Source organism: Bacteroides cellulosilyticus (assembly GCF_020091405.1).
Lineage (GTDB): Bacteria > Bacteroidota > Bacteroidia > Bacteroidales > Bacteroidaceae > Bacteroides.
The window spans coordinates 4,744,504-4,766,348 of record NZ_CP081903.1 but is presented as its reverse complement, the minus strand read 5'-3'; the positions used below and the strand labels follow the sequence as shown (position 1 = coordinate 4,766,348).

The 21,845-nt window shown below is 42.0% G+C and carries 14 protein-coding genes and 3 pseudogenes; 10 read left to right on the top strand and 7 right to left on the bottom strand.

Features of this window, described 5'->3' with window-relative positions; translation table 11 throughout:
* Nucleotides 1–31 precede the first annotated feature (31 nt).
* Nucleotides 32–1,279 (bottom strand): efflux RND transporter periplasmic adaptor subunit, encoded by a 1,248-nt coding sequence (locus K6V21_RS17945; protein ID WP_224319423.1) that lies wholly within the window; start codon nt 1,277–1,279, stop codon nt 32–34.
* A gap of 696 nt (nt 1,280–1,975) precedes the next feature.
* On the opposite strand from K6V21_RS17945, the pseudogene K6V21_RS17940 reads away from it, so the two are divergent.
* From K6V21_RS17940 to K6V21_RS17930, 3 pseudogenes are all read left to right on the top strand, one after another.
* A pseudogene (locus K6V21_RS17940) lies at nt 1,976–2,876 on the top strand (N-acetyltransferase).
* Nucleotides 2,877–2,893: 17 nt separating this feature from the next.
* Nucleotides 2,894–3,052: pseudogene (locus tag K6V21_RS17935) on the top strand (beta-ketoacyl synthase N-terminal-like domain-containing protein); the annotation flags it as partial.
* Nucleotides 3,049–3,786 (top strand): annotated as a pseudogene (locus tag K6V21_RS17930) (DUF5686 family protein); the annotation flags it as partial. The pseudogenes K6V21_RS17935 and K6V21_RS17930, both read left to right, overlap by 4 nt.
* A 95-nt stretch (nt 3,787–3,881) precedes the next feature.
* On the opposite strand, the gene K6V21_RS17925 reads toward K6V21_RS17930, so the two are convergent.
* The 5 genes from K6V21_RS17925 to K6V21_RS17905 all read right to left on the bottom strand — a co-directional run bounded on the left by K6V21_RS17925 (nt 3,882) and on the right by K6V21_RS17905 (nt 11,208).
* Complete coding sequence (locus K6V21_RS17925) at nt 3,882–5,309, bottom strand: hypothetical protein (protein WP_217714508.1); 1,428 nt, start codon at nt 5,307–5,309, stop codon at nt 3,882–3,884.
* 31 nt (nt 5,310–5,340) lie between these two features.
* Nucleotides 5,341–8,484 (bottom strand): SusC/RagA family TonB-linked outer membrane protein, encoded by a 3,144-nt coding sequence (locus K6V21_RS17920; protein WP_224319422.1) that lies wholly within the window; start codon nt 8,482–8,484, stop codon nt 5,341–5,343.
* 112 nt (nt 8,485–8,596) lie between these two features.
* A complete protein-coding gene (locus tag K6V21_RS17915; RefSeq protein ID WP_224319421.1) occupies nt 8,597–9,574 on the bottom strand; it encodes a FecR family protein in 978 nt (325 codons plus the stop codon).
* Nucleotides 9,574–10,134, bottom strand: a complete 561-nt coding sequence (locus tag K6V21_RS17910; protein ID WP_044270156.1) for an RNA polymerase sigma factor — start codon at nt 10,132–10,134, stop codon at nt 9,574–9,576. The genes K6V21_RS17915 and K6V21_RS17910 overlap by 1 nt, the downstream gene beginning before the upstream one ends.
* 147 nt (nt 10,135–10,281) lie before the next feature.
* On the bottom strand, nt 10,282–11,208 hold the full coding sequence (locus tag K6V21_RS17905; RefSeq protein WP_217714511.1) for a glucosaminidase domain-containing protein: 927 nt from the start codon (nt 11,206–11,208) through the stop codon (nt 10,282–10,284).
* A gap of 98 nt (nt 11,209–11,306) precedes the next feature.
* On the opposite strand from K6V21_RS17905, the gene cdd reads away from it, so the two are divergent.
* Nucleotides 11,307–11,786, top strand: a complete 480-nt coding sequence (gene cdd, locus K6V21_RS17900) for a cytidine deaminase (protein ID WP_224319420.1) — start codon at nt 11,307–11,309, stop codon at nt 11,784–11,786.
* A gap of 12 nt (nt 11,787–11,798) precedes the next feature.
* Here the strand turns inward: cdd and K6V21_RS17895 are convergent, their stop codons facing one another.
* A complete protein-coding gene (locus tag K6V21_RS17895) occupies nt 11,799–13,928 on the bottom strand; it encodes a GAF domain-containing hybrid sensor histidine kinase/response regulator (RefSeq protein WP_224319419.1) in 2,130 nt (709 codons plus the stop codon).
* 365 nt (nt 13,929–14,293) lie between these two features.
* Between K6V21_RS17895 and K6V21_RS17890 the strand changes: the two genes are divergently transcribed.
* The 6 genes from K6V21_RS17890 to K6V21_RS17865 all read left to right on the top strand — a co-directional run bounded on the left by K6V21_RS17890 (nt 14,294) and on the right by K6V21_RS17865 (nt 21,844).
* Nucleotides 14,294–15,898, top strand: a complete 1,605-nt coding sequence (locus K6V21_RS17890; RefSeq protein WP_217714514.1) for an ABC-F family ATP-binding cassette domain-containing protein — start codon at nt 14,294–14,296, stop codon at nt 15,896–15,898.
* 164 nt (nt 15,899–16,062) lie between these two features.
* Nucleotides 16,063–16,485, top strand: coding sequence for an ACT domain-containing protein (locus tag K6V21_RS17885; protein WP_217714515.1), 423 nt, complete (start codon nt 16,063–16,065; stop codon nt 16,483–16,485).
* A 56-nt stretch (nt 16,486–16,541) separates the two neighbouring features.
* A complete protein-coding gene (locus K6V21_RS17880; RefSeq protein ID WP_224319418.1) occupies nt 16,542–18,935 on the top strand; it encodes a TonB-dependent receptor in 2,394 nt (797 codons plus the stop codon).
* A 67-nt stretch (nt 18,936–19,002) separates the two neighbouring features.
* The gene (locus K6V21_RS17875; protein ID WP_224319417.1) at nt 19,003–20,076 is read left to right on the top strand and encodes a sensor histidine kinase; all 1,074 of its coding nucleotides are present in this window, start codon (nt 19,003–19,005) and stop codon (nt 20,074–20,076) included.
* On the top strand, nt 20,073–21,125 hold the full coding sequence (locus K6V21_RS17870; protein WP_224319416.1) for a sensor histidine kinase: 1,053 nt from the start codon (nt 20,073–20,075) through the stop codon (nt 21,123–21,125). The genes K6V21_RS17875 and K6V21_RS17870 overlap by 4 nt, the downstream gene beginning before the upstream one ends.
* Complete coding sequence (locus K6V21_RS17865; protein WP_007216376.1) at nt 21,122–21,844, top strand: LytR/AlgR family response regulator transcription factor; 723 nt, start codon at nt 21,122–21,124, stop codon at nt 21,842–21,844. The genes K6V21_RS17870 and K6V21_RS17865 overlap by 4 nt, the downstream gene beginning before the upstream one ends.
* Nucleotide 21,845: the final 1 nt, after the last annotated feature.

The following is a 21,845-nucleotide window of genomic DNA, read 5'->3' as shown; positions in this document are numbered from 1 at the left end:
GTACTTGTAGCCCGTAGCTTGTAGCTTGTAACTAATTCAGCTTCAGCCTATTCTTATTTTTATACTGGCTCATGTCACTCACTACCACCTGATCACCCGACTGCAAACCACTGATAACTTCCACAAACTCAAAGTTGCTGTCACCCAGTTGCACTTTGCGCTTCACGATTTCCTTATCCGAAGTACGCACAAAGAGGTCATACTCACCACGTCCTACATAATAAGAAGCATTGGCTATGCGCATCACGTCTTCTTTCACTGCATTCATCACATAGACATCCGTTTTCAAGCCCGAACGCAAACGACGGTTATTATCCTCATTCAATTGTACGGTGAAAGAAATCACTCCGTTCTTCGACAACGGCGTCACACTGCTGACCGTACCTTCCAGTTTCTCACTACCGATCTTTACAATCGCTTTGCCACCGGCAGCCACACGGTCACCGTACGTATCTGCTATTTCACCTTCCACCTTGAAATGGCTAAGGTCGGAGATTACAGCAAGCTGGTTTCCTTGGGACACCTGTGCACCGATCTGGTTATTAATATAGGTAAGGATGGCTTTGCGCGGGGAGCGAACCTGTGCATCATCCAGCGTACGCTTCATCTCGGCAAGCCCTTTGCGGAAGATACTGAAATCCAGTTCCTGCACTTTATATTCGGCGGCGAGCACTTCTTTCTCGTTGTCATACTGCTGTTTCAGTTGTTCGTACTCCAACTGGGCTACGTTATAGCTAAGTTCTGCCTGGCGCACTTTATCCGTAGTTCCCGAGCCCAAGCTATCAAGATATTGCTCGTTACGCAACTCCACTTTCTTACGGTTCAGCTGCATGGCGGAAACTTTAATCTTCATCGACAGGTCGTTCAGCTTAGTCTGGTTGTTCACGCGCAACTGATCCAATTTGTAACTGCGCATCTGCTCTTCATCCAATAGCTTCTTATAGTCTGTCTCCACGCTCTGCAAGTCGAGTTTCAGAATCGGCGTACCTACATCCACACTATCTCCACCTTTCTTATATATCTCGACGATACGGGTGTTGATAGGAGAATTGATAATCTCTTCGAAAGCCGGCACCACCTTTCCGGATGCGCTTACACTGACTTCAATCGTGCCCTTATCTACTGTGGAGAGTACCAGATCTTTTGTTTTCACTCCCGTACGCATCAATGAAATGAGTACGCTGATAACGATGATACTTGCTACGCCGATGCCGCCGTAGCGGATCATTTTCTTGTTGCGCTCTTTGTTACGCACTTCTTTCGGAATTTCTCTGTCCATGTTGAATATTGAGTTATTTATTATTTTATCAGTTTTCAACCTGTTCCGCTTTTAAAAACGAACAGGCATATTATTCACATTATTTATATATACTAAATGCGTGCCAAAGATGTAAGTAACTGAAAACAAGACAATAGAGAAAAAAGCAGAGTGTCCGATATCGAACACTCTGTACATTTTCGGATAAGTATATCATACTTCAGGAAGTTCATCCCATGCCATTCGCAGTAAAAGCATCAGCAGTTATTTAGCAACAGACAGGCAGTCGTTTACTTTTGCCCTGCTTGTTTTTCATCTCCACAGTAAGTCTTATTGGGTGTTGACCTTGGTTAACAGGCCTATCAACCTTGGCTAACGAATCCGTCAACCTTGGTTAACAAGCCTGTTGACCAAGGTTGGTACCCAATTGTTCCTAAGGATAAACATACTATTCATTAGTCCTGCACGAAATGATCCCTGATGTAAAACAAATGAATGGCTTAGAATCAAACTAAAAAGAGGACAATATGTGCATCAATAATATTGTCATAGTTTCCCATATAAACACATCATAGTGGTCAACGATATTCTGAAATCCTCAAACATTGGTTAATAAGGCGCAACTTATTTCATCCTCTTTGTGATAAAAAAATCCTTTTATATTTTTACCCTTATTATGGAAAATATCAGTATAAAAAAGTAGAAACGAAGCGTGAAATGGACGATTTTGTGAAGTTCACAAACTGGTTGTATGCAGACTGTCCATACTACGTTCCTGACTTGGAAATGGATATTCGTAATACATTTAACCCGCGTAAGAATGCAGGACTGGAATACTCCGTCCTACAACCTTTTATTGCATATAACGAAGCAGGAAAACCGGTTGGGTGCATAGCGGGTATCATCAACTATCGAGCCAACCAAAAATGGCAAACGAAGAACGTCCGATTCGGATTCATAGACTTTATTGATGACCTGGAAGTATCAGCCGCACTGCTGAAAGCCGTAGAGCAATGGGGTAAGGAACACGGTATGAATTATATACAAGGTCCAATGGGCATTTTCGATTTCGACAAGGAAGGGATGCTTATTGAAGATTTCGATAAGCTGGGATCAATGATTACAATATATAACTACCCCTACTATCCCAAACACTGCCTATGCTCCCCCTCTTCGGCTATACAGAATTATCAGACAAACAAGTGGATATGTATGTCAAACGATACTTCCCGCTGATAGACAAGCAAATGCTGCCCGTCATACAAAATGAGAATGAAGAAGTTATAGGAGTGGCAATAACCATGGGAAGTCTGTCTCATGCCCTGCAAAAAGCCAAAGGCAAACTCTTCCCCTTAGGGTGGTATCATCTGGTTCGTGCCCTGAAATGGAAAAAGAGGAAAAAGCCGAACTGCTCCTGATAGCGGTGCGCCCCGATTATCAGGGACTGGGGGTAAATGCATTATTCTTCGATGACCTTATACCGGTTTATAATGAGCGTCACTTTAAATGGGCTGAGACAGGTCCGCAACTGGAAGACAATGTAAAAGAACTGACCCAATGGAAACCTCTGCATCCCACCCTGACAAAAAGGAGACGATGCTATAAAAAGAAATTATAATAACGATAAAAAGAGATATGGAAAGAAAAGTAGTAATCACAGGTATGGGGATATGGTCATGCCTCGGAAAAACACTCGAAGATGTACGCGATTCGCTATATACCGGAAAAAGCGGCATTATCTTCAGCCAGGAGCGCAAAGATGCCGGATTCCGTTCCGCATTATGTGCAGATCTGTTTTCGACCGTATCAATGCAGACGGAACCATCAGCGATATCAAGCACTATAATATGACGGAACTGGAACTGAAACTCCGTTATGGCAAAAATGAAAAATTCTATCAGACTCGCAATAGTCGTGTTCCAATTACATTTGATGCTTTAATCTTTAATTTCAGTCATGTCATGGCAAAGAAAAACCTGCTTGGCTCATCCTACGATTATCATCGTACGGATATCGGCATACAGAAACGTTTCTGGTTTTCAGCTTTTGGATATATCAACATTATCACCAAAGCCGGAAAGGTATGGAGCAAAGTTCCGTATCCGCTGTTAATTCTGCCGAATGCAAACCTTTCTTATACCATTCAGCCGGAAGCTTATACGAATATGAACGCCATGGAGTTTATCAGTGACGAATATGTTTCCTGGGATTTGACATACTATATGAATGGAAATCTTCTGAATCGTCTGCCTCTCATCAAGAAATTGAAAGCAAGGGAGGTATTCTGTTTCCGTGGTTTATGGGGATATCTGACGGAGAAGAATAATCCTAAGAATGGAGGGGACGGGCTATATCTTTTTCCAAAGGGTTCATATACATTAGGAAAGGCTCCTTATATGGAAGCAAGTGTGGGCGTTGAGAATATCTTTAAGTTCCTTCGCGTTGATTATGTCTGGCGATTAAACTATCGCAATCATCCGGACATTCAGACAAAGGGAATACGTTGTACAATGAGACTATCATTCTAATATCCCAACTTCTTCAGTTATAACTCCGGATATTATACAAATTATCCCCTATGCCGGCATTATATATTAGTAATGCCTACATAGGGGATTATTATTTAATTGAAGAAAGGTGCTACATATTCCGAAGATTTATTTTGTACGATAATCCGATTCATATTATATTTAATCACAACCGTTTTCGCTTCCTTATCCATCTCAAAAGCATCCATATCCTGATTCAAAGGAATGAAAGAAGGAATTTGTGCAGTGGTATATTCTGCTGCCGAAGGTGTATTTGCAGCTTCCGTTTCACATACCGGAAAACGAATGCCCAAGTCGGCTGCACGTCTGCCTTCTGCCATAAAGATTTCTTGTCGCATCAGATAAAGAACTTCTAAAAGCCCATCGACTGTGGTTGGGGCATCAATCATTTCTTCTGTAACGGAAGTACCGGAAATATAAGGAACAGAAATTAAATGAGGTGACTGACGGTCGAGCACAAGTCCGCTCCTGAATTCATCCTCGGAAGATGCGGCTACCCGGTATTCCGAACTGTTAGGATATTCTTTATACCCTCCGTTATAACGTCCTTCCAACTGATCATTAATATCTGTTGCTACCGGACGATTGTTAACAAGCCTCAACAATGTTTTCAGAAAACCTTTTGCTCCGTTTACATCGTTGTCAGCTAAAGCTGCTTCAGCCAAAATCAAATAGGGTTCTTCCGCTTTGGCAATACAGATAGGACGTGCCTCTTTTGCCTTAGTCTGAAAATATTTCGGATCAAGGAAATCCAAACGAGGCAGTGGTTGGAAATTGGTGCCATAAATATATCCTTGAATAGAACTTATCACATTATTCTCCCCATCAAATGTCACCTGTTTTGTGAAATCCGTCGACAACGTCAAGACATTGCTGGCATACTTCACTGCATTTACTTTATCTCCGAGCCGATAATAGGCACGGGCTATCAAGGTGTTGATAAATGCTGTTTCATCCGTATCACTTGTAAATTTCAGAGCCTCCGTAAATGTAGAGATAGCCAGATTCAGGTTCTCCTTCCAGCCCTTTATCTCTCCCCCGTTTTCAACAGGGAGCGCCCGGAAATATTCTCCTGCCAGGAGATAAGAATATCCCTTGATATAATAGAGATTATAGCGTTGTTCATCTGTAGTAGTTGCATCGGCCTTAGCCACTACTTCTAATCCCTGGATCGCCGTTTCCCGCAATGTACCTACGTGACGCTGCAAATTGGTTACATCTATATCCGTATACAGGATAGTGGGAAAATCGAAAACCTTACTACTCTGGCTATAGTTATTAAAATAATTATCGGAGAGTATTTCAGTCAATTCCACATACGAACCGATAATCGTGGCAAACGAACGGTTGGCTCCGTTCACCCAAGTACTCATGGCATTAGGAGTCTTCAGAAATGTATCTTCATCTACATTCGGATTAATGATCTCATTCGGTTGTAAAAGTTCACAAGACGAACAGGCACAAGCCAGAGAAGCTATCAATATATAATTCTTAATGTTCATATCTATATTTATTTACGAGTTAAACCAATGATTAAAAAGAGACACGTATCGTTCCCACGTACTGACGGGGAGTGGAATAAGAAGAGTAGTTCAATCCACCCACCGCTACTGCACCTTGCGAACGGGCACCTGCCAAGGCAGCTTCCGGGTCTACCGATGAGGCTGTAAAGGCAAACGGATTATAAACATTGAAAGCCAGATTGACTGATTTCAGATACTTCTTCGGCTTATAATCATAAGCTATTCCGATATTCCTGATTTTCAGGAAATCTGATTTCTCTACGAAAAAGTTAGTGAAATTAAGCCAGTTAGCACCCTGGTCAAGTCCTTCCAGTGCTTTCTCTGGAATAGCATCGTCTTTCAGACCCTTTGAGAAACGGAACTGGCGGTCGAACGAATGTACATAAGCTCCATATTGATAATCACCGCTGAGCATGAACGAAAGATTCTTATAACTTACCGACAAAGAGAAGTTACCATAAGCTGTAGGAAGTGTAGAGCCCAGATTCTGTAAAGGCAGAATTTCCTTCAGTGAGTTATCCGGATTCAGTACGGCCTTATAACCACGGATGAAACCTACCGGTTCTCCTTCAGCTACCACCGTTTGAACCGTTCGCGAAGAGAAACCGCCAATAGCAAAAGGCACTGCATTACCAATACTCAATACTTTATTATGATTCGTATTATAAGATGCATTCAGGCGAACATTCCAATCTTTTGTATCCACTAATTGCAGCCCTAGGCTCAATTCAATACCTTTATTCTCTATTTCACCGACATTAGACAAATAGTTGGCAGACTGACCGGATGAAGGGAGGGACGGGATACTGAAAAGAGCGTCTTTGGTCAGAGCATAATAATAAGTAAATCCCAAATTCAATACACGATTGAAAAGCACAGCATTAAAACCGGCTTCATACGAATGTTTCTTTTCAGGTGCCAGATTCGGATTTCCATATTTACCAAAAGAAGCGGCTTGCCCTCCCTGGAAAGAATTGAATGCCACAGTACGTTGATATTCAAAAGCAGGAGGATAACTACCGGCAATACCATAATTGGCCAGAATACGGAAACTGCTTACAAGATTATTCTCTTTCAGTCTCTGCATAAAAGGTTCTTCAGAGAGAATATAAGAAAGTCCTACTTTGGGATAATACTGCCAGCCTACATTGTCACCAAAAGCAGTATTATAGTCCGAACGCAATCCCAAATCAATATAATAGCGGTCCAGGAAACCGATATTTTCCTGAATAAAGTAACCGTAATTATACAGATAGCTTAGCCATTCATTAGAAGTTAACGTTCCCGCACCCTCTATTATCTGGGCACCATCACGTACGTTTGTTCCATTATATACCGACTGGTGGTCATAAGTGCTAAAGAACTGGAAGCCTGCCGTAAAGATCAGACTAAAAACATCTTTATAACGATATTTATGCTGTCCGTTCAAATCCAAAGTCAGACCGAAATAGTTGCGGTCGAAGTTGGAGATACTGCCTGCATCTGAAGTTCCTTCCGGCTTCTGTTGGGTGTGAATCAGATATTCATTAGTTATGATGTTCTTATTGGTATTCAATCGATAATCTACTCCTAATACCCCTTTGAAAGTCAGATTAGCCAGAGGAGCATAGCTCAGAGATTGGGAAGTCTGAAAACGCTTTACGGACTCACGGTTGTTTTGCAATGCCTCTGCTTTCGTAACAAAAGCCTTCATCTGAGCAAAAGTATAGTCATCCAAAGCGTCCAGATCAGCGCCATAATTCACCAGTTCGCCCGCTGCATCCGTATACCTGAAATTGGTAGCCGCAGCGCCTTCCGTAAACCATAATCCGGTATATCCTCCCTGGTTACCATTGCGGCTTCTCGCAAAGTCTTCTATCACCATACCAAATGAATTCTGATATTCAAACTGTTCATTGAATTTCATTCTTGAACCGAAACGCAAGTCATATTTACGATCCTCGTTACCATTCTTTATCAGAGTCCCCGTACCGTTACTCATGCTGCCGCCAAAACTATAACCGAACTTCTCTGTTCCACCGTCAAAGCCGATACGGTACTTCTGTGTGAATCCTATCTGATGCAACAGCTCTTTGGTACGTTTAAAATGATAAAACTGGGAAGAAGCAATATCCGCCTCCAATTGAGTTTCGGCAAAGAACGTAGTCTTCTGCTCTGCTCCTTTCTTTGTAAAAATCTGAATAACGCCATTGGCCGCATCTGAACCATAGAGGGTAGTAGCCGCACCACCCGTCACATACTCAATGTGATCGATATTCTCCATCGGAATATCACCGATAGAACCGGTCACTGCACTGTTTCCGCTTAATGAGTTATTCAAAGTTGCACCTGTGTTCATATTATCCACACGCACTCCGTCTACATAAATCACGGGAGTAGAGTTAGAGAAAGCAGAAGATAGACCTCTTGACTTTACCAGTGAAGTTGCACCTGCCTGACCGCTGGACATCGTTATCTGCACATTGGGGAGAGCATTTTGCAACACCTGGTCTATACGCCCCTGTTTCATACGTTCCAGTTCCTTACTGCTGACAGTGGTTACATTCGATGATAACCGGCGTTTTTGCACCTCAGCCCCCTGGCCTGTTACCACAACCTCATCCAATTTGAAGTTATCCTGATCAAGTTCCACTTTCAATTCATCGACCGGACTTATAGCAACCAGCTGCGTTTCATATCCTATATAGGACACTTTCAACTTGCTCCCCTGGGCAGCAGTTATTTGAAACACTCCATCTATATCGGTAATGGTACCTACGGATGGATTATCATTCAAAACCAGTGTTACGCCTGCCAACCGTTCCCGCGTCTTCTTATCAAAAACAATTCCCTTCATCCTGATTGTAGAAGCTTTCTTGGAAACTTCTTTTTTGAATATCAGAATTGAATTGTTTTCGATCTTATACCCTATTGTAGCGGGTAGCAATTTCTCCAAGACTTCTGCAATTTCCGCATTCTCTGTCTCAATACTGATTTTTGTATCTACATTAAGCACCTGCGAACTATAGGCTACCGTCAGCCCTGTCTGTTTCGTAATTCTGGCGAAAATTTCCTTTAAGGCAACTTCCCTACACTTCAGAGTTACTTTCTGAGCAGCCATAACAGAAGTCAAGCCCAGAAAAGCCATTAAAACAATCAAAATACCTCGTTTCATTTTTATACGTTAAATGATTAATGAAATTAATTCAATATGATCTTTATACGTACTATTGACACAAAGGGTAAGCTAAAGTGTATAACGGGAACATGTCTTTTACATGTCAATGCTATTTCATTCGTACCCGGATGGTATCTCCCTTCTGAAAACGGACAGGAGAGATTATTTCAAGTGTCTCCATCACTTCTTCCAAAGAGGCTTTCTTCACGCAAAAAGTATAAGAATACTGATAGACAACCGTATCTCCGACACAGAAAGGGACACCGTAATGCAAATCCAATTCTTTCAGCACTTCCTTCATCGGAGTATTCCGGAAATCGATCTCCTGTTCTTTCCAACGAATAAGCCCGCTTACTCCTTCCTGTAATTGAAGCATACAAGCGTTTTTCACCTTATTATATATAAGTGATTCGCCCGGACGCAAAGAGTATTCTTGCCGGTCACCATAAAGTAAATCTACCTGCCCTTCATCCAGTTCAACTATGATGTCCGGTTCGCAAGCATAGGCCTGCAAATGAAAAGAAGTTCCTGTCACTCGGATAGAAGCTTTATCCAAATCAACAATGAAGGGTCTGTGAGAATTCTTGCTCACCTCAAAATAAGCTTCCCCATCCAAAGTCACCCTACGCTCCGTCAGACCGAATTTATCTGGATAACAAAGACGGGAACCGGGATACAAGTAAACACGGGTACCATCCTGAAAAGCTATTTGCATCCGTTCTCCCTTCGCCACATGGATATCCTGGTAAAACGGAGGTTCAAAAAGAGAAACCTGCGTATTAAGATAGAGTAATATGGCTATAACAGCTGCAACGGGTACCACCACCGCTACCACTTTTAGAGTTAGTCCGGCAAAACGTCTTCTCGAAATTTTCTTTTGCAGATTGCAGAATACCCTTTTACGGAATTCTTCACAGACACCATCATCCATATTTTCTCTTTCCTCAAAGAAATCGGCATCCATTTGCGCAGCAAGATACGCCTGCCCTTCATTCGTAGCCAGCCAACGTCCCCACTCCCGTGCCTTTTCCTTACCGGCTTCACCAGCAAGTACCTTATTCATCATTACATCTTTTATTGCATTCATCAATATAATTCTTTGAGGTAGTATTTCAATAACTGTATGGATTGTGTATAATAGTTCTTCACTGTTCCCACAGGTATATTCAGTTTATGAGCTATCTCTTGATTATTCAACCCTTCATATATCTTCAGCAAACATATCTCCCGCTTAGCTCCCGGCAATTGCTTCACAGCCCGGTAGAAGCAACTCAGTTTTCTTTCTTCCTCCAGCTTTTCCTGCAAACCATCGTCTACAATATCATTTTCTTGCTGGATGTTTTCATATTGCCTGACTATCCATTCATTTTTATCACGAATCATATTCAGAACATGATTCTTCGCCATTGTATAAAGGTAATTTTTCAGACTCACCGTAATGCAAACAGAAGAACGGGATTCCCATAAGCGCAAATATACCTGCTGAACCACGTCTTCAGCAAGTTCTCTGTCTTGCAAATACCTGCAAGACAAGGAGTATAGCATAGAATAGTACTTATTATATATCTGCGTAAATGCATCTTGACTGCCTTGTCTGAGCAAGGAAAGCAAGTACTCGTCCTCGTAAAAAGAGTCACCTGTCGCCATAATCGGAATATTTTAAAAGAAAATGCAAAAGTATGCCCAAGAGAAGGACTTTCCGGTTACAAGCAAATTATATTTCTGTTACAAGTCTCTGCCATATACTAAAAATGACCGCTTATGAGCGGTCATTTTTAGTATATGCAATCTATTTTATCTTAATCTTAATCTGTCACCTACTTCCGGTATATATTCATCATCTTTCCGATTCATCTTATACAGGTTCTTCAACCGTATACCATATTTTTGTGAAATGGTATGCATGGAATCACCATCTTTCACAATGTAAACTGTATGTGGCTTAGAGGCTTTCTTTTTCTTACTTTTCAAATAGATAATATCACCCGCTTCCAATGTATAATCCTTATGCAAATCATTATACTTCACCAGTTTCTTCCAACTGATATCGAATTCCTTACCCAGAAAACGGAAAGTATCGCCATCACGAGCTACAACATAAGCTATGTCATTAGCTATATATACCTGATGCGGATTAGCCAGCCAGGGTTTCTTCTTCAATTCCTTTGCCCACTTACGGGCTTCACGCTTACTCATGCCACGACTGTCATACTTATAAAGATCATAATCCTCTATGATTGTTATCAGTCGGTTAGCATAAGAGGGATCAGTTGCATATCCGGCTTTCTTCAGACCACGTGCCCAACCTTTATAATCTGTAACTTTCAGATCAAACAGGAAAGCGTAACGCGCGCCCCGTTTCAGAAAAGCGGAGTGATCTTCATAAGAGTCCCTGGGATTGCTGTATGCACGAAAACATTCATTGCGGGCATCATCATCATGACGCACTGTACGTCCATGCCAGTTACTACCGCATTTAATGCCGAAATGATTATTACTTTTGCGTGCCAGTGCGCTCTGTCCGGCACCGCTTTCAAGAAGCCCTTGTGCCAGGGTAATACTAGCAGGTATCTTGTGTTCCTTCATTTGTTGTACGGCAAGCGGAGCATACTTCTCTATATATTCCACGTAACGGGTATTCCGGCGCTGCGCCTGGGCGGCAACGGTACAAACCAGAAGTGCCAGGATCGCAGTGAGTCTGATAGCGTTAATTCTATTCATATCAGTAAAAGTTGAGGTACAAAAATCTTAAAAAGAATTGGAATTACCAATCTCTTTTCTAACTTTGTAACATTAATTACAATATACATCACTGCCTTATGAAAGATTTGACCTTACAAATTGACATTAAAATATACGATTATAATGAATTAAGTGATGCTGACCGCCAACTGATGGATGCCGCATGCGAAGCTACCCAACGCAGTTATGCCCCCTACTCACACTTCTCCGTGGGTGCCGCTGCACGTTTGGCAAATGGTACAGTTGTCACAGGTACCAATCAAGAAAACGCAGCTTATCCATCGGGACTTTGTGCCGAACGTACTACCCTGTTTTATGCAAACTCCCAATATCCCGATCAGGCAGTAGAAACACTTGCCATTGCCGCACGCAATGAACGGAATTTTTTGGATGATCCGATTCCACCCTGTGGTGCATGCCGTCAAGTGATGCTTGAAACTGAAAAACGCTTCAAACAACCGATGCGCATTTTACTCTTCGGGAAAAAGGGTATTTACGAAATGAAGAGTGTAGGCGCTTTGCTGCCTTTGTCATTTGACGCGTCTTCTATGGAATAATACTTCCAAAACTTATTTCTCTATCCATTTACTGACCATCCTGCGTAACTCGAGTGGCGAAACAGGTTTGGTCAAAAAGTCATTGCAACCCACATTGAGTGCCAATGCCCTATCATCGTCATAAGCAAATGCCGTAAGTGCAATGATGGGCACCTGAGCACCGCCTTCCCTTAACATAACGACTGTATCTATCCCGTTCATACCCGGCATCTTCATATCCATAAAAATGAGATCAGGAGCTTGAGTATTGAAAAGGTCTATAGCTTCATTGCCGTCATGTGCTCTCAGCAGACGGTAATCCTTCCTGAGAAGCGCCTCGATCAACAAGTAGTTACTATCTATATCCTCAGCCACCAGAATTAGAGGTTTATAGTTCCTTGAAACGATCTTTATAACTTGATCTCCACCCTTTGTTACAGCATCCGGATCCAGTGAGGCATCAAGTGTATATGGATGTGTAAACCAGAAACATGAACCTTCTCCCTCACGTGAGTTTACTCCAATCTGTCCTCCCATCCGCTCTACCAAACTCTGACATATAGACAAACCAAGACCGGCACCCTGTGAAAAAGAGTCGAGTTTTACAAAACGACTGAAAATCTCATGCTGCTGTTCAGCAGGAATACCTTTACCGGTATCCGTTACACAGAAACGCAGCTGGCTGTCATCTTCCAACCTATAGGAAAGAGTGACCGATCCCTTGGCTGTAAATTTCAAAGCGTTGGTTATGAAATTAGAAAGTACCTGCATAATTCGATTCTTATCGGCATCAACCATTATCTGAGGTGAACTTTCGTCAAAACGTAACACCACCGCCTCATCATGTTTTTTATGCGAGCAGGTGGAAATGACTTCGCGGCAAAGTCGGGCCACATCCACTCTTGTTATAATAAGCTCTACCGTACCGGCCTCAATTTTAGAAATATCCAAAATATCAGAAATAAGATTAAGCAGCAGTTCGTTGTTCTCCTCTACCAGAGACATGTACGATTCACGCTCATCATCATCGGCTTCGGCAAGCAGACTTGAAAAGCCCACGATAGCATTCAAAGGAGTGCGTATTTCATGGCTCATGTTCGCAAGGAATGCTGATTTCAGTCTATCCGACTCCTCCGCTTTTTCCTTAGCCTGAATCAGCTCCAGTTCCACCTGCTTACGAGTAGTAATATCAGTGGCCAATTCCATGATTGCCCATCGTCCGTCGAGCCATTTTATCGCCATACTCTGGATGGTATACCAACGTTCGGTAATTGGATTATAGTCTTCCCAGAAATGAACACCTGTAAATTTGCGATCAGCATCGAGCAACTGTGGTTTCGGGCAATGCGCACACAATCCATTCAACCCTGCATTCAGCATTTTCCAGCATTCTGCATTTTCCGAAACCTGTCCGGCTTCTTCCCTGAAAGGCTTATTTGCAAAAAGCACCTTCTGTGTATCATAATCACAAACAAAGATATTGGCATTGATATTATCCAATACCTTTTGCATGGTTCGCTGAGACAATTGCAGGGAAGTTTCTACTTGCCAGCGTTTCGTAGCGGTAGATACAATTTGCGATATTTGGCTCATTAGTTCCACATCTTTTTCGTCCCACTGCTTATTCCAGCAAAAGTTGAATGACAGGAAGCCGAAATGCACCCCTAACTGTGACAAAGGAAAAACAGCAATAGCTTTTACACCCTGAATTTCAAGCATCTGAGTAATAAAGGGATCGAGTGAATAAATATCAGACGTACAGATGATTTGGTTTTCTTCGAGCATGTCGAACCAAGGCTTCCCCGCTTCAATAGTCATACTCCGCAAGTAATCTATGGCCGGTTCAATACCATCGTTACACCATTCATTGGTGCATCCGTACGTAACTCCGTCAAGGTGGTTTTCCCATGTTGCCAAACGATCAACGCCGGTATAACGACCGATTTCTGCAAGTGCCATATTCATGGCTGTGGGAATATCTGGTTCCAATTGAAGTATTTGCAGTACCTTAATAAACAGTGCCTGCCGCCGATTGGTTGCTTCCAGATTCTCCTGAATGGCAATCAGGTCTCTGGATTTCTCTTCGACCATCTGTTCGAGCCGGGTACGGTACTGTTCCAGTTCCATACCGACTTCTTCTTGTTCGGAATCAGTAGATTTCATATTTGATTGATAACTGTAAATTGAATAAAATGATTACTTGAACTCTAACGAGCCATATCACATATTCTGCAAATATATGGATTTATTTTACAAATAAAAATTTTCCTATAAAAAGCTATTTCCAAAAGAAATGTTTATCTTTGCGCCCACTAACTAAATAATTGCTACGATGAGAATTTCTAAGTAAAGACAAACATTTCGGTAAACATCACTTTTCACATGCTTTATAATTCAGAATGCTGAGCATCACAAACGTGAATGTTTAGCCAATACTGTGTTTGTCTATTCCCTCCAAAATCGAGATTTTATTGTATCAGAAGTCCTTTTGATACAGTGTATTCACTTCTTTAAACACAGTATTTACCATGAGTATTATTATCAGAGACCTTAGTTATGTCCATTCCGACAAAGAAATCCTGTTCCAACATTTGAACCTCATTGTTAATCCGGGGGATAAAATGGCACTGACCGGAAACAACGGTTGTGGAAAGTCCACTTTAATGAAGATTATTGCAGGAGATTTATCCGCTACAAGGGGAACTGTCAGTCGTCCGGAACATCTTTACTATGTGCCGCAACATTTCGGGCAATATGATGATCAGACTATTGCACAGGCTTTAAGGATAGATGGCAAACTGGAAGCTTTACATGCCATCCTGAATGGAGATGTATCCGAAAAACATTTCACCGCACTAAATGATGACTGGAATATTGAAGAACGTACCCAAGCTGCCTTGTCTGCCTGGGGAATGGATAGTATTCCCCTCTCCCGCCTGATGGACGGATTAAGTGGAGGAGAAAAAACACGTATCTTCCTTGCCGGTATGGAACTACACTCACCTACCGCTATTTTACTGGATGAACCAACAAATCATCTAGATACAGCAGGAAGACAACGGCTATATGATCTTGTACAGCGTACTCCTGCCATTGTACTTGTCATCAGCCATGACCGGGCTTTACTAAACCTATTACCTACCATTTGTGAGTTATCTTCTACCGGACTGACTTTCTATGGTGGTAATTATGATTTTTTTAAAGAACAAAAGGGCGTCCGGTTGAATGCTTTGCAAGAACAATTAGAAGAAAAGCAAAAAGCTCTGCGACTTGCCCGGAAAACAGCCCGTGAATTGGCAGAACAGAAGGCAAAACAAAATGTACGGGGTGAGAAAGCTGCCATCAAAAAGGGAATCCCCCGTATTATGATGGGTGCAATGAAGAACAGAGCGGAAGCAAGCACTAATAAACTGAAAAGTGTGCATACTGAAAAAGCGGAGAAGTTGCAACAGGACATGCAGAACATTAAGAGTGCTTTACCTCTTGCGGAGAAATTAAAAACGAATTTCAATGCTTCCACCCTGCATGAAGGTAAGATATTGGCTACTGCAAAGGAACTGAACTTTCAATATCCGGATGCTCCCCAGCCTATATGGAAAATCCCGTTGAGTTTTCAGCTACGGAGTGGCAACCGCTTCTATATTGAAGGCAATAACGGCAGCGGCAAAACCACATTGTTGAAATTGCTTTGCGGAGATCTTTCTGCCGTCAGCGGAACACTTGACCGTATTGATTTCAGCACAGTTTATCTGGATCAGGAATATTCTCTTATCCATAATGAATATAGTATTCTGGAACAGGCGGAATATTTCAATCGGCGCCATCTGCCGGAGCATGAGCTGAAAACGATATTGAATCGTTATCTCTTCCCGGCAGCTACATGGAACAAGTCTTGCAGATTACTTAGTGGTGGAGAAAAGATGCGCCTTTCCTTCTGTTGCCTGATGATTGCAGATAACACCCCGGATGTTTTCATACTGGACGAACCGACCAATAATCTGGATATTGAAAGTATCGAGATCATTACAGCAACCATCCGGGACTATAGAGGAACGGTAATCGCTATATCACATGATAAGGAATTTCTGAAAGAAATAAACTGTAAATCATGGGTTAAGTTAGAAAGCAAATAGCTTACTAACTTTTTTCTCTTACTTACTACGAAAGGTTTACCAGTTGTACAACTTATACAGCCTGGGTTATACAACTCAACACGTATGAGTTATACAACTGGTAAGGCTTTTGTAATAGGAATCACTTCATCAACGAGAAGAAAAAGAATATAAATCAATACGTTATGGCAGGCATCAAAGATTTAGAGACATTATTATCCAGTATCGATCCTGTTCTGGATGAACGCAGTTTTGTTTTTTGTACTTTTCCCGAATTCCATTGGGATGATGTACATCAATTGAACCCCATCGGATTTTTCCATGAAAAAGAAGGACTGACGCTTATCATCACCCAACAAGAGGCTATTGATAAAAATATAGATTATGAATCTGTTTATAAGCTCATTTCCCTAAATGTACATTCAAGCTTGGACGCTGTTGGATTAACAGCCGCATTTTCAACTAAATTGGCAGAAAAGAATATTAGTGCCAATGTGGTTGCTGCGTACTACCATGATCACATTTTTGTGCCTGAAGCAAAAGCAGAGCAAGCTTTAGCCGCTATTTCCGAGTTTCGTCTACAAAGCCATCCGGTTTGTCTCAAATAAAAGAGTAGTGTATTGCAGAGACCTATCTTTGTCGCATTAAACCAAAAACGATAAAGATGGATAAAACTAAAGTATTAGTAATAATTGCATTGCTAATTTCAATTTACTCTTTCGGAAAAGAAGTTTCTAATATCCCCGGACAAGCATCGGTTGATAATGAGAATATCCCACAAAGTAGTGGACGCCCCGTACAAACACTGCGAGGAGTAGTCAATGACCGGGCATCAGGACATCCTATTCCGTATGCTACGATACAGTTGACGGATATTCCGGGATTAGGGATGATGTGCGATAGTCTCGGACGTTTCGCACTTCCAAAAGTTCCGGTAGGCCGTCATTCTGTACAAGCCTCTTTCATGGGATATGAGTCAGCGACTGTACGGGAGATTCTGGTGACTTCCGCTAAGGAAGTTTATCTGGAAATAGATTTGCAGGAAAGCGTAAACGAACTGAGCGAAGTAGTGGTCCGTGCGCACAACCGGAACGAAGCAATGAATAAAATGGCTGTCGCAGGAGCACGTATGCTCAGCGTGGAAGAAGCGAGTCGCTATGCAGGTGGATTTGATGATCCGGCCCGACTGGTTGCTTCATTTGCCGGAGTAACGCCAAGCGTTTCCAATAATGGTATATCTATCCACGGTAATGCCCCGCATTTATTGCAGTGGCGACTGGAAGATGTGGAAATTCCCAATCCAAACCATTTCGCAGATATCGCCACTTTAGGAGGTGGAATTCTATCCTCACTCAGTGCACAGGTTTTAGGAAACTCCGACTTCTTCACAGGTGCTTTTCCGGCAGAATACGGCAATGCTGTTTCCGGTGTCTTCGACATGAAGCTACGCAACGGAAACAACCAGCGAAATGAAAACACATTCCAGGTAGGTATCATGGGAATAGATTTCGCCTCCGAAGGTCCGTTAAGCAAGAAACATAAGGCTTCGTATATCTTCAATTACCGCTACTCCACTACAGGATTACTGAACGTTGACTTAGGTGGAAAGATGGACTATCAAGACCTGAACTTCAAACTAAACTTCCCCACCCGCCACACAGGTACCTTTGCCGTATGGGGTACTGCATTACTTGACAAATATAAAAGCTCACTCGAAAAGAATCCGGATAAATGGGATTACCTGGAAGATGCCGGACAGGGACGTTCTACACAGTACATGGCAGCCGGAGGTGTCACCCATCGCTACTTCTTTAATGAAAACACGTTGCTGAAAACCACACTTGCCGGAACCTATTCCGACCAAGAGGCCATACAAACCACTTATGACAGAGAATTTAATCCTTCACCTAACATCGATCAGAACAGCAGAAGCACAAACCTGATACTGACTTCGTCACTGAACCGGAAAGTAAATAACCGTTTTACCAATAAAACCGGATTAACCTTTACACAAATGTTCTACAACATGAATTTAGAACTCGCTCCATTCATTGATCAACCGTTGGAAACAATCTCAAAAGGAGACGGAAACATCAGTTTGATTTCAGCCTACAACAGTTCTGCATGGGGAATAAACGATAAACTAAGCCTGAACTTCGGCCTGCACGGACAACTACTCACACTGAATAATCGTTGGACCCTTGAGCCACGTGCCAGCCTGAAATGGCAAACAAATACTCGGACTTCCTTTGCTTTGGCTTATGGTATGTATAGCCGTATGGAAAAAATGGACGTTTACTTTGTAAAGACACAAAGTACCGGTGACCGGTCAATAAACAAGAACCTCGATTTCACCAAAGCACACCATCTGATGCTTTCATTCGCCTATAAGGTTTCAGAAAATACAAGTCTGAAAGTGGAACCTTACATTCAGTTCCTATACGATGTGCCTGTCATGCGCGATAGTTCTTTTTCAGTACTTAACCGAGATGAATTTTTCGTGGAAAATGCTTTAGTGAACAAAGGACGAGGGCGCAACTTCGGTGTAGACTTCACTTGGGAACGAGCACTGAACAAAGGCCTCTACTACATGATAACTGCCTCCCTGTTCGATTCCCGTTATTGCGGTGGCGACGGTGTCTGGCACAACACACGCTTTAACCGAAAATATGTATTGAACGGGCTAATCGGCAAAGAATGGATGCTGGGACGCAACAAACAAAATATTCTCAGTGTCAACCTGAAGCTCACTTTGCAAGGCGGAGAACGCTATGCTCCGATAGATGTGGAAGCAACGATGGATCATCCCGATAAAGAAGTGCAGTATGATGAAACGCGGGCATATTCCATTCAACGTTCTCCGATGTTGATTGGTAATTATACAGTAAGCTACCGCATCAATAAACGACGTGTATCTCATGAATTCTCTGTGAAAGGCCTCAACTTTACGGGCAGCAAAGAGTTCATCCAGCACCTCTATAATATAAAAACAGGAAAGATAGAGGCAAGTGAACAGAAAACAGGTCTGACCAATATCAGCTACAAAATAGAGTTTTAATTTAGGATAATCCAGTGTTTTATATGAATTTATTCTATCTTCGTCATCTCAAATGAAAGATACTTCCATGAAAGTAATACCTATTATAGGCAATGATAATTCTTTTCTATACCGCTTCCTCGTCAGTTCGCGCTTCCGGGTAGCCAGACATATCACTGTCATCGTGGCACTGCTTGTCATAGCCTGTAATCTGGTATTATTCAATTGTCAGGGCTATATAGAGATGTTGGGTAAGTGGACCTATCTTCTTATCTTCAATATGTTTCTGCTCTATGGTTCCATTTTCTATTTCAATTTGCTCTATCTGGTACCCCGTTACTTGCTCAAACAAAGATATCTGACATATATTCTTTCCCTCTCAACCGCTCTAATCGTAGTTTTTATCTTTCAAGCTACACAGGAGTATATTGTATCCGATATCTTTTTAGTTCCTAACATTTATGTCGGATACTCTAAAGTGGCATTTGTGATGGATTATCTTTCCTCTTTCCCATTAACGCTCCTCAGTATCATGGGCGGTGGCATGACTGTCTTGCTACGGCTTTGGATACTGGAAAACCAACGAGTGATGCAATTGGAAAAAATCAGGTTGCAGTCTGAAATAGAACATCTGAAAGAACAAATTAGTCCTTCCATGTTATTCCGGGTACTCCACTATTCAGGAGAGCAGGCATTGGTAAATCCGGGAAAGGCTTCGAAAATGTTAATGAAACTGAGCCAGATACTCCGGTATCAGTTGTATGACTGCAACCGGGAAAAAGTGTTGTTAAATACAGAAATCAAATTCCTCACCAATTATTTGGAACTGGAACAACTTGTCTCCGGCAAATTTGATTTCCACATGAACGCATCAGGAGAGACAGGACGTACTTTTGTATTCCCATTGCTTTTCATCCCTTTTATACAGTACACCGTAAAACAAATCGAAACACAGGAAGAACATCCTGCATCCATTGACATCCATCTGCACGCAGAAGATGAGAATATTCAGTTCAACTGCCAGGTATCCATACCTTGCTTGGAACCGGAACAGGAATTAAATAAAATCCGGCAACGTCTTGATTTGCAATACGGAGAGAACTACCGGCTGGAATTAACCGACCAAAGCATTCAGCTTGAATTGAAAGGAGGTGGAAAATGATCAATAACCGTTTTACCAATTTCCTGCTTGCTCCACGTTATCGGACGGCAAGGCATCTGTTTCTGCAATTCGTGGTATTTATGATTACAGTAAACATACTTTGGAATGTCCCCATGCGACCACTCAGCTTCCCTCAAAGGTTGCTGGGATGGGCCATCTATTTTATTTCCATTGATGCAGTTTTCTATATCAATCTTTATTGGCTATTCCCTCGCTTCCTGCTGAAAAATCGCCTGTTGATATATGCCCTTGGTGTATCCGGAGTTAGTCTGATAGTCATTATAGCTGTAGCCATATTCCAAATTTTCACCATCGACATTTCTGTTCCCTCATCCGATAACGGTCTGTTGCCTATCGTGGTAAATGCCATATCAGGAGTATTAGCCATGGGATTTACCGTAGCCGGAATGTCCGCCATACTCCTGCTCCGCCACTGGATACTCTATAACCAGCGTGTAGATGAGATCCAATCTGCCACTCTGCATTCTGAATTGAAGTTTCTCAAAAACCAGATAAATCCTCACTTCTTATTCAATATGCTGAATAATGCCAATGTACTCATTCGAAAGAATCCCGCAGAAGCATCTAAAGTATTATTCAAGCTTGAAGATTTATTGCGTTACCAGATGAATGATAATTTCCGCGAACATGTACCTCTCCGTTCCGATATCCATTTCCTGAACGATTATCTGAATCTGGAAAAAGTACGGCGTGACCACTTTGACTACAATATCACAGAGGAAGGTAATATCGATGGCATACAATTGCCAGCCTTACTATTCATTCCTTTTGTAGAGAATGCAGTGAAGCATAATTTCGATAGTGAACATCCGTCATACGTTCACCTTTTCTTCAAGGTTGATGATAATCAATTGGAATTCCAGTGTGAAAACTCCAAGCCTGCCGTAGCAACAGGCAAAAGCCGTGTAGGCGGAATCGGACTAACAAACATCCGACGTCGGCTCGAACTCTTATATGTCGGTCGCTATTTACTGGAAGTGTCCGAGACAGAAAACAAATATGTAGTAAATTTAAAGCTGAACTTATGAATTGTATTATAATAGATGATGAACCCCTGGCACGCGAGGCTATGGAAATGCTGGTAGAAGAAAATAAAGAGCTCTGCTTACTGAGCATGTTCAACAATGCAGTGTCCGCTGCACGGTTTATGGAAGAACATTCTGTCGATCTAATCTTTCTGGATATCCAGATGCCCGGTATCACCGGCATAGAGTTCGCACATACTGTCTCCAAACGAACACTTATCATCTTCACCACTGCCTATACGGAATATGCACTGGATAGCTATGAAGTCGATGCCATCGACTATCTGGTCAAGCCGATAGAAACAGAACGTTTCCAGAAAGCTGTACAGAAGGCTCTCTCCTATCATTCATTATTGATGAAAGAAGAAAAAGAGGCCATCGAAGCCAATGTATCTTCCGAGTATTTCTTTGTCAAGTCCGAACGGAAATATTTCAAAGTAAACTATGCCGATATTCTCTTCATCGAAGGATTGAAAGACTATGTAATCCTTCAATTACCGGAGCAGCGCATCATAACCCGTATGAATATGAAAGGCATCTCCGAGCTCCTGCCCCAGGATCTGTTCCTCCGTGTAAACAAGTCCTATATCGTCAATACCCGTCACATCGATTCATTTGATAACAATGACATCTATATAGGCAATTATGAGATTGCCATAGGCAACAGCTACCGCGATACATTCTTTGAAGAATTTCTAATGAAAGGAAAAAGAAAAGGATAAT